This is a genomic window from Stenotrophomonas sp. Sm6012 (assembly GCF_030985895.1).
GTDB lineage: Bacteria > Pseudomonadota > Gammaproteobacteria > Xanthomonadales > Xanthomonadaceae > Stenotrophomonas > Stenotrophomonas forensis.
This window is the reverse complement of record NZ_JAPTFX010000045.1, coordinates 22,184-31,021: the sequence shown is the minus strand read 5'-3', so window position 1 is coordinate 31,021 and position 8,838 is coordinate 22,184. Positions and strand designations below refer to the sequence as shown.

Sequence of the window (8,838 nt, the reverse complement as noted above, 5' to 3'; positions counted from 1 at the left end):
CTCCCGACCCGCCCAGCTAGCAGCAATCCAGAGCCGCCGTTGACGTTGCTGTCGCTGTTGCCGTGGCAGTAAAGGCCTGCCGCAGGCAGCGCCCGCGGCCGCCGCCGCAAAGGAAACCCCTTAGATCTTCTTCGCCAGCGACTCAGCCAGGCCGGTGTAGCTGCCCGGGGTCATCTCCAGCAGACGCTGCTTCGCATCCGCCGGCAGCTCCAGCCCCTGCACGAACGCCCGCATCGACTCGGCGGTGATGCCCTGGCCACGGGTCAGCGCCTTCAGCTGCTCGTACGGGTTCGGCAGGCCGTGGCGACGCATCACCGTCTGCACGGCCTCGGCCAGCACTTCCCACGCCGCATCCAGATCGGCGTCCAGGCGCTGCGGGTTCACTTCCAGCTTGCCCAGGCCCTTGGCCAGCGAATCCAGCGCCACCTGGCTGTGGCCGAACGCGGTGCCCAGTGCACGCAGCACGGTGGAATCGGTCAGGTCACGCTGCCAGCGGCTGATCGGCAGCTTCGCGCTGAAGTGCTCGAACAGCGCGTTGGCGATGCCGAAGTTGCCTTCGGCGTTCTCGAAATCGATCGGATTGACCTTGTGGGGCATCGTCGACGAGCCGACTTCGCCTTCCTTCAGGCGCTGCTTGAAGTAGCCCAGCGAGATGTAGCCCCAGATGTCGCGGGCCAGGTCGATCAGGATGATGTTGGCGCGGCGTGCGGCATCGCCGATCTCGGCGACGTTGTCGTGCGGCTCGATCTGCGTGGTGTACGGGTTGAACACCAGGCCCAGGCTGGTCACGAAGCGCTCGGCGAAGGCCGGCCAGTCCACGTCCGGGTAGCTGGCCACGTGTGCGTTGTAGTTGCCCACCGCGCCGTTGATCTTGCCGGTCAGTTCGACTGCGGCAATCTGCTTGCGCTGGCGTTCCAGGCGGGCGACCACGTTGGCCAGCTCCTTGCCCAGGGTGGTCGGCGAGGCGGTCTGGCCATGGGTGCGCGACAGCATCGGTTGGCCGGCCTGGGCGTGGGCCAGGGTGCGCAGGGTGGCGGCGATGCCGTCCAGGGTCGGCAGCAGCACTTCGCGGCGGGCCTGTTCCAGCATCAGGCCGTAGCTGAGGTTGTTGATGTCTTCGCTGGTGCAGGCGAAATGCACGAATTCCAGCGCCGGAGCCAGCTCGGCGTCGTCCTTCAGCTGTTCCTTGATGAAGTACTCCACCGCCTTGACGTCATGGTTGGTGGTGCGCTCGATCTCCTTCACGCGCGCGGCCTGGGCCGGGCTGAAGTTGGCGGCGAGGGCGCGCAGGCGGGCGACGGCGGCGTCGGAGAACGGCGCCAGTTCGACGATGCCCGGCTCGGCGGCCAGGGCCAGCAGCCATTCCACCTCGACCACGATGCGGGCCTTGATCAGGCCATATTCGGAGAAGATCGGGCGCAGGGCGTCGACCTTGCCAGCGTAACGGCCATCAAGCGGGGACAGGGCGAGCAGGGCGGAATCGGACATGTCGGCAGGGCGGGGCGAGCGGCGGGGGCCATATTCTACGACGTGCCGGTCAGGTAGTGCCGGGCGCTGGCCGGCGACCACGCCCGGCCCGCGATTCCATGCGCTGCCGGCCAGCGGCCGGCACTGCCCTTGCGCGCGCGGAACGGCCGTGCAGGCGGAACGATCTGGCCCGCCCTCGTCATCCCACGCTGCAGGCAAGGGAGTATCGTTGTCGCAGCCGCCAGCCCGGGAAGCGACACCCTGCCAGCCGCCGCTTCCCTTTCCCCAACTGAAGTAGTGCGGAGTTGATGCAATGAGCAAAGCTGCAAGCAAGGGTGCCACCCCGGGATTCCGGATCGAACATGACAGCATGGGCGAGCTGCAGGTGCCTGCCGATGCCCTGTGGGGTGCGCAGACCCAGCGTGCCGTACAGAACTTCCCGGTCTCGGGCCAGCGCATGCCTCGCGGTTTCATCCGCGCGCTTGGCCTGGTCAAGGGCGCTGCCGCCGGCGTCAACGCCGAGCTGGGCCACCTGCCCAAGACCGTGGCCAAGGCGATCCAGGTCGCGGCCGCCGAAGTGGCCGCCGGTGACTGGGACGCGCATTTCCCGATCGACGTCTACCAGACCGGTTCGGGCACGTCCTCGAACATGAATGCCAACGAGGTCATCGCCACCTTGGCCAACCGTGCCGGCAAGGCGGGCAAGACCACGGTGCACCCCAACGACCACGTCAACCAGGGGCAGAGCTCCAACGACGTGATCCCGACCGCGCTGCGCGTGTCGGCGGTGCTGGCGGCGCATGAACAGCTGCTGCCGGCGCTGGTGCACCTGCGCAAGACCCTGGACAAGAAGGGTCGCAGCCTGCGCAAGGTGGTCAAGACCGGGCGCACCCACCTGATGGATGCGATGCCGCTGACCTTCGAACAGGAGTTCGGCGCGTGGTCAGCCCAGCTTGCCTCGGCGCAGGAACGCATCGAGGACAGCCTCAAGCGTGTTCGCCGCCTGCCGCTGGGCGGTACCGCGATCGGCACCGGCATCAATGCCGACCCGCGCTTCGGCGCGCAGGTGGCCAAGGCACTGAAGCAGCAGACGTCCTTCAAGTTCGACAGCGCCGAGAACAAGTTCGAGGGCCTGGCCGCGCAGGACGATGCGGTTGAACTGTCCGGCCAGCTCAATGCGCTGGCGGTGGCGCTGATCAAGATCGCCAACGACCTGCGCTGGATGAACGCCGGTCCGTTGGCCGGGCTGGGCGAGATCGAACTGCCAGCGTTGCAGCCGGGCAGCTCGATCATGCCGGGCAAGGTCAATCCGGTGATTCCGGAAGCGACGGTGATGGCCTGCGCACAGGTGATCGGCCACCACACCGCGATCACCGTGGCCGGGCAGACCGGCAACTTCCAGCTCAATGTCACCCTGCCGTTGATCGCGGTGAACCTGCTCGATGGCATCGGCCTGCTGGCCAATGTGTCCACGCTGCTGGCCGACAGCGCCATCGCCGGCCTGAAGGTGCGCGAGGACCGTGTGGCCGAGGCGCTGGCGCGCAACCCGATCCTGGTCACCGCGTTGAACCCGATCATCGGCTACGAAAAGGCCGCGGCGATCGCCAAGCGGGCCTACAAGGAACAACGCCCGGTGCTGGACGTGGCGCTGGAGGACAGCGGCCTGGACGAGGCCGAGCTGCGTCGCCTGCTGGACCCGGCCGCGCTGACTGCCGGCGGCATCCAGGCCGGGGGCGGTGGCGCCGGCGGTTGATCGAACGGCGTGCGGACCAAGGTCCGCACCCACCACACGCAGGAACGCCGCCCTTGGGCGGCGTTTTTCTTCAGCGGCGGTCGGCGACAATGTTGCCGAAGGTGTCGGTGTAGTCCTTGAATTCGGGGATGCGCTGGATCAGGTCTGCCGGAATCACCTCCATGCCCTCCGGCGGCTGGATCTTCACCGGCTGCATGTTCGGGTCGGCCGGGGCGGCAACCAGGGTGTTCTGGCGCAGCACCTGCAGCTTGCCGAACATGGTCTGCAGCATCTGCTTCTGCGCGTCGTCCAGCGGGATCTGGATCTCGTCCACCTTCATCGTGCCATCGCCGAGGATGATGATGTTCGGTGCAGGCGGGCGACGCACGGTGACCATGCCTTCGCTGACGGAAATCTTCGGCTTGCCGCGCTCGGCGCGGTGGTTGCGGTAATCCTTGTCACAGCCGGCCAGGCCCAGGCAGAGCAGGGCGGCCAGCAGCAGGAACAACTTCTTCATGGCATTCGGTTCGGGGGCGTCCGGGGCCGCCATTGTAAGCCCGCCAGCGCGGCCCGGCCGACCGTGGAATGCCAGGGGCGGCCGGGTGCGCTGATTTGTCTCACTTCGAGAACGTGACCGAGTTGTTCTTGCCGCAGTCGTCCACGTCGCTCTGGTCCATGGTTGCGTACGGCTTGAACGCCGGCAGTTCACGCGCCAGTGCCTGTTGGCTGGCCAGCATCGCCGGCAGGCGTTCGCAGATGCGCTTGGCCTGGGCCTCGATCTTTGCGGCTTCGGCGTTGATGCGCTTCTCCACGCCTTCGCTGTCGCCGCTGAAGATGCCCTTCAGTGCTTCACCGGCCGCATTGGCCCCCAGCTTGGCGCCGGCCAGGCCGACATCCATGCCGTCCATCGCGATGGCCACAACGTGGCCACGGTATTCCTGCAGGTGGCGGCGCTGGGTGTCATTGGCGGTGATTTCCTTGCCCGCGATCAGCAGGCGGCCATCCGGGGTGATTTCAGCGCGTGGCTGCTGGTCGGCGGAGATCTTGATGTTGCCCTCGATGATCTCCTTATGGGCATCGTCAATGGCTTGCTTGACCGTATCGCCGACACCGCTGGTGGCTTCGGCGACGCTCTTGCCGACGTTCTTGTCGGCTGGGGAGGAAGTGCCACCGCAGGCGATCAGCGGCAGGCACAGCAGGGTGGCGGGCAACAGGCGCGACAGCTTCATGGTGGTCCCCTGGACGTGTCTGGAAGAGGTTACTTGCCGCGCGGCAGGGTGACCCTGCCACTGACGTTGCGGTGCTCGACATCGCCGCTGCCGCTGTGGTCGACGGTCAGGCTGCCGCGCACGCCGTCGACCTGGATGTCGCCCGAACCGTGGCTGCGGACACGCACATCGCCGCCGATGTCGGCCAGGTCGACGCCGCCGGAGCCGACCACGCCGACTTCAACGCTGCCCTGCACGCGCTTGAACTCGATGTCGCCCGAGCCCACGGTGTCCAGCCGGGCATTGCCGCGCACATCGCTGATCTTCAGGTCGCCGGAGCCGACCGTACCGGTGCTGGCGTTACCGCTGATGTTGCGCACGTTGACGTCGCCGGAGCCCAGCGACAGCAGGTTCAGCGAACCACCGCCATCGATGTTGAGGTCGCCCGAGCCCACTGCCGCATGGATGTCGCCGCGGGTGCCGCGGGCCACCGCATCACCGGAGCCGACATCCACGCTGAGCGACTGTGCGTTCTCCACGCTGGCGTCGCCGGAGCCGACCTTGAGCTGCAGCGGCAGGTTGTCCGGCACGCTGCCGCGGATATCCAGCCAGGCGTAGCTGTTGCCGAGGCTGATGCCACTGTTGCGGCCTTCGCGGCGCAGGCTTACCACCAGCTTGTCGCCTTCCTTGCGCTGGTCCAGCACCAGCTGATCAAGCCACTCCTGGCTGGAGGCACAGGCACGACCGTCAAGCTGGCCGCCGCCCTTGCTGGCGACGATCTTCAGGTCATGCTGGTTGACTTCGAACACCACCGCCCGGGCACCGGCCACATCCAGCTTCAACGTGCGCGCAGCAGTGAACTTGCAGTTCGGGGCATCGGCAGCGAGTGCCGACAGCGGCAACAGCAACAACGCGGAACAGGCGAGCAGGGAACGCATGGGTGGTGCCTCCAGGTGGATGGAATCAGATCTCGCCGGCGCGCTTGCGCAGGCGGATGGCGAGGAAGATGAACACTGCTCCGACGGCGGCACCGATCCACAGTTCCGGCATCGCCAGCGATTTCAGCTGTGCTCCCGGACCAAGCAGTGAGGCGATGGACTTCAGGTCGCTGTGCGAATTGTTCACGCCTACGCGGTACACCAGGTCCATGCCCGGAACGGCACCCAGCAGCAGGCGGCCGACGATGTTCTGCCAGAACCAGCCGGTGGTCAGCCCGATCAGCGGCATGACCTTGGTGGTGCTGATGATGACGCCGGCGAACAGTGGCAGCATCACCGCCCACAGGAACGGCTTGGTGCGCGCCCAGGCCGAGCACAACAGCAGCCAGCCGGCGGTGGGCAGCGCCCACAGGGCGTAGACCGGGATCCAGGCCAGGTGGCCGGCGGCCAGGGTCAGCGGGCTGGCCGGACCCCAGATCAGCGTCATCGGGCTGCCGCCGTGGGCCACCGCAACGAGGCTGATCACCAGCATGAAGCCGAACATGGTGATGATGCCGGCGATCACGGCAATCAACGGTGCGATGATCAATGCACTGATCACCTTGGACAGCACCGTCTGGGTGTCCGACAGCGGCAGCGACTTCCAGAACAGGATGCTGCGGTCGCGACGGTCGTCGTAGAGCGCGCCCAGGCAATAGAAGAACACCACGAAGGCCAGCACCAGGAACGGCCAGGCCGAGCTGAGCACCAGGGTCAGGTCGAGGCCGTTGCCAAGGTCGGCCAGGTCCTTGCCATTGATGTTGCGGGTGAGCAGTGCCAGGTCCAGGCCATTAACGTTGACGCTTTCGCCATCGACATGCAGCCCGCCGCTGCGTGCGGCGCGGTTCAACGCGAACAGGCCGAAGGCGATGCCGATGCTGCTCATCACCAGCGAGATGAGCCCGGCGATCAGCGGCGCGTAGAGGAAGCCGCCGCGGTTTTCCCAGTACTCGCGCTTGAGCAGCCAGCGGAGGGTACCCAGCGGACTGACGGGGTGGTTGACGGCATTCATGCGTAGGTCCCCTTCATGATGGCGACGAACAGGTCGGCCAGGCCCGGGATGCGGGTCTCGCCAAGGGTCGAAAGCTGGTCGCGTGGTACGCCATCGAACAGCATCACGGTCTTGCCGAACGCCAGGCTGCGCTCGTCGATCGGCTTCAGCGCGCGGGCGGTTTCCAGCTGGTCGGCATTGACCAGCAGCTCGGTGTAGCGCTGGCCGACGTCGTCCATTTCCGCATCGAGCACGATGCGGCCATCGCGGATGAACATCACGTCGCTGAGGATGTGCTCGATCTCTTCCACCTGGTGGGTGGTGACGATGATGGTCTTCTGCTCGTCGAAGTAGTCTTCCAGCAGGCGCTGGTAGAACTCCTTGCGGTACAGGATGTCCAGGCCCAGGGTGGGCTCGTCCAGCACCAGGATGCGGGCATCGATGGCCATCACCAGTGCCAGGTGCAGCTGCACGATCATGCCCTTGGACAGTTCGCGCACGCGCTGCCTGGGCTGCAGCTTGGTGTTGGTCAGGAAGCGCTCGCAGCGGGCGCGGTCGAAGCGCGGGTGGACGCCGGCCACGAAATCGATGGCTTCGCGCACCTTCAGCCAGCGCGGCAGCACCGCGACGTCGGCGATGAAGCAGATGTCGTTCATCAGCTCGTCGCGGTGCAGCCGCGGGTCGCGGCCGAGCACGTTGAGTTCACCTTCCACCGAGGTCAGGCCGAGGATGGCCTTCAACGCGGTGGTCTTGCCCGCGCCGTTGGGGCCGATCAGGCCGACGATGCGCCCGCTCGGAATGCTGAAGCTGGCATTGTCGAGGGCGACCGTGGTCTTGTAGGCCTTGCGCAGGCCTCGGGCGGTGATGACCGATTCGCTTGCAGTGCTATTCATCAGACTTTCCCCTGGGGCAGCAATTCGTCGAGGCTCAGGCCCAGGCGCTGGATGCGCTCCAGCACCGCCGGCCATTCTTCGTTGAGGAAGCGGTCACGCTCGCTGCTGCGCAGCTGCGTGGCCGCCTGCTCGGTCATGAACATACCCAGGCCGCGGCGCTTCTCGACCAGGCCTTCATCGGCCAGTTCCTGGTAAGCGCGCGAAACGGTGATGGGGTTGAGTTGATAGTCGGCGGCCACCTGGCGCACCGAAGGCAGGGCATCGCCCGGCTTGAGGATTCCGTCGAGCATCATGGCGATCACACGCTCCTTCAACTGACGGTAGATGGGAGCGCCGTCGCTCCACTGGATGTCGCTCATATTCAGCTCCGTGGGGTCAGCGGCTGGGCGAACGAGAAATACGGCATGGACAGGGAGCTGTGCAGCCGACGCGGGGGAGGGGGGGAGGAGTCGGCGTTCCCTGCCGGCGAAGCGGTTGTGTCCTGTGCACTGGCGGAGGGCAGTGCGGTGGCGGGGGAGGCGGGCACGGCCAGCCAGGTCAGCACGAGCAGGGTGGAAACTGCAGTGACCGCAGGCGCGGTGAGCTTGCGATGCATCCGGGTGTTCATGGCTTCCCCCTGTCTCAGGTGACTGGTGTTGTATGCAACTATAACACCGGCACGCCGCCGTGCAAGACCTTGCCGACCCCAACTGATGGCAGGGGTGGTCATATCACCGAAATATTCAATCAAGCTATTGATTATAAAGAAAAATAAATCTGTTGTGCGGCAAGGGCTCGATCCCGCTTCCATTCAGTGATGTCCATGCGATGTCATCACTGCGGTGCGCTCGCAGGCCGGGTCAGGCAAACGCCACGCCGCGCAAAGCCATCCCGGGCCTGCGCCATCAGGGCGGCAGGGGCCCGGTGCTATAGTTCGGCCGATTCCCGGCCGGTAGCGGCCGGGCCCTGTGAATGGCTACCGCGGACTGTTCCTGATGCCCCTGTCGACCGTTTCCCCGCGCCGCATGCGCGGCCTGTCCCTGCTGGCCCTGATCGTGGCCGGTGTTGCTGGTTCGGCCAGTGCCCTGGCGGCCGATCTGCTGGACCTCGAGTACCGGCCACTGGCCAGCAAGCAGCAGGTCAACCTGCAGCAGCGCTACCACGGGCAGGTGCTGTTGGTGGTCAACACCGCCAGCAAATGTGGCTACACGCCGCAGTACGAAGGCCTGGAGGCGCTGCAGAAGCGCTATGCCGGCCGCGGCTTCGCCGTGCTCGGATTCCCGTCCAATGATTTCAAGGGCCAGGAGCCGGGTGACGAAAAGCAGATCCAGGATTTCTGCACGCTGACCTATGGCGTCAAGTTCCCGATGTTCGAGAAGGTGCACGTGGTCGGGGCCGAGGCCACGCCGCTGTACCAGCGGCTGACCGCTGCGACCGGCGTCGCGCCGGGCTGGAACTTCCACAAGTACCTGCTCGGCCGCGATGGCAAGGTCATCGCCCAGTTCGCCAGCAAGGTCACGCCGGACGACCCGCAGCTGACCGCGGCCATCGACAAGGCACTGGCCGCAGCGGCCACGCATTGATATCCGGC

9 protein-coding genes are annotated in these 8,838 nt (G+C 66.3%); 2 read left to right on the top strand and 7 right to left on the bottom strand.

Features of this window, described 5'->3' with window-relative positions:
• Positions 1-120 precede the first annotated feature (120 nt).
• Entirely contained in the window at positions 121-1,488 is a 1,368-nt protein-coding gene (gene purB, locus O0J73_RS10295; protein ID WP_308308639.1) for an adenylosuccinate lyase, read from the bottom strand.
• 292 nt (positions 1,489-1,780) lie between these two features.
• Between purB and O0J73_RS10290 the strand changes: the two genes are divergently transcribed.
• A complete protein-coding gene (locus tag O0J73_RS10290) occupies positions 1,781-3,220 on the top strand; it encodes a class II fumarate hydratase (protein WP_006453168.1) in 1,440 nt (479 codons plus the stop codon).
• A 70-nt stretch (positions 3,221-3,290) separates the two neighbouring features.
• On the opposite strand, the gene O0J73_RS10285 is transcribed toward O0J73_RS10290, so the two are convergent.
• The 6 genes from O0J73_RS10285 to O0J73_RS10260 all read right to left on the bottom strand — a co-directional run bounded on the left by O0J73_RS10285 (position 3,291) and on the right by O0J73_RS10260 (position 7,627).
• Positions 3,291-3,716, bottom strand: coding sequence for a hypothetical protein (locus tag O0J73_RS10285; RefSeq protein ID WP_197564213.1), 426 nt, complete (start codon positions 3,714-3,716; stop codon positions 3,291-3,293).
• A gap of 100 nt (positions 3,717-3,816) precedes the next feature.
• A complete protein-coding gene (locus tag O0J73_RS10280; protein WP_197564212.1) occupies positions 3,817-4,428 on the bottom strand; it encodes a hypothetical protein in 612 nt (203 codons plus the stop codon).
• A 29-nt stretch (positions 4,429-4,457) separates the two neighbouring features.
• Positions 4,458-5,345 (bottom strand): DUF4097 family beta strand repeat-containing protein, encoded by an 888-nt coding sequence (locus O0J73_RS10275; protein WP_006453098.1) that lies wholly within the window; start codon positions 5,343-5,345, stop codon positions 4,458-4,460.
• Positions 5,346-5,370: 25 nt separating this feature from the next.
• The gene (locus tag O0J73_RS10270) at positions 5,371-6,396 is read right to left on the bottom strand and encodes an ABC-2 transporter permease (RefSeq protein WP_308308638.1); all 1,026 of its coding nucleotides are present in this window, start codon (positions 6,394-6,396) and stop codon (positions 5,371-5,373) included.
• Positions 6,393-7,268 carry an ABC transporter ATP-binding protein gene (locus O0J73_RS10265; RefSeq protein WP_049458770.1) on the bottom strand — a complete coding sequence of 292 codons (876 nt, stop codon included), beginning with the start codon at positions 7,266-7,268 and terminating at the stop codon, positions 6,393-6,395. The genes O0J73_RS10270 and O0J73_RS10265 overlap by 4 nt, the downstream gene beginning before the upstream one ends.
• Positions 7,268-7,627 carry a GntR family transcriptional regulator gene (locus O0J73_RS10260; protein WP_006453095.1) on the bottom strand — a complete coding sequence of 120 codons (360 nt, stop codon included), beginning with the start codon at positions 7,625-7,627 and terminating at the stop codon, positions 7,268-7,270. The genes O0J73_RS10265 and O0J73_RS10260 overlap by 1 nt, the downstream gene beginning before the upstream one ends.
• 615 nt (positions 7,628-8,242) lie before the next feature.
• Between O0J73_RS10260 and O0J73_RS10255 the strand changes: the two genes are divergently transcribed.
• Entirely contained in the window at positions 8,243-8,830 is a 588-nt protein-coding gene (locus tag O0J73_RS10255; RefSeq protein WP_197564210.1) for a glutathione peroxidase, read from the top strand.
• Positions 8,831-8,838 lie beyond the last annotated feature (8 nt).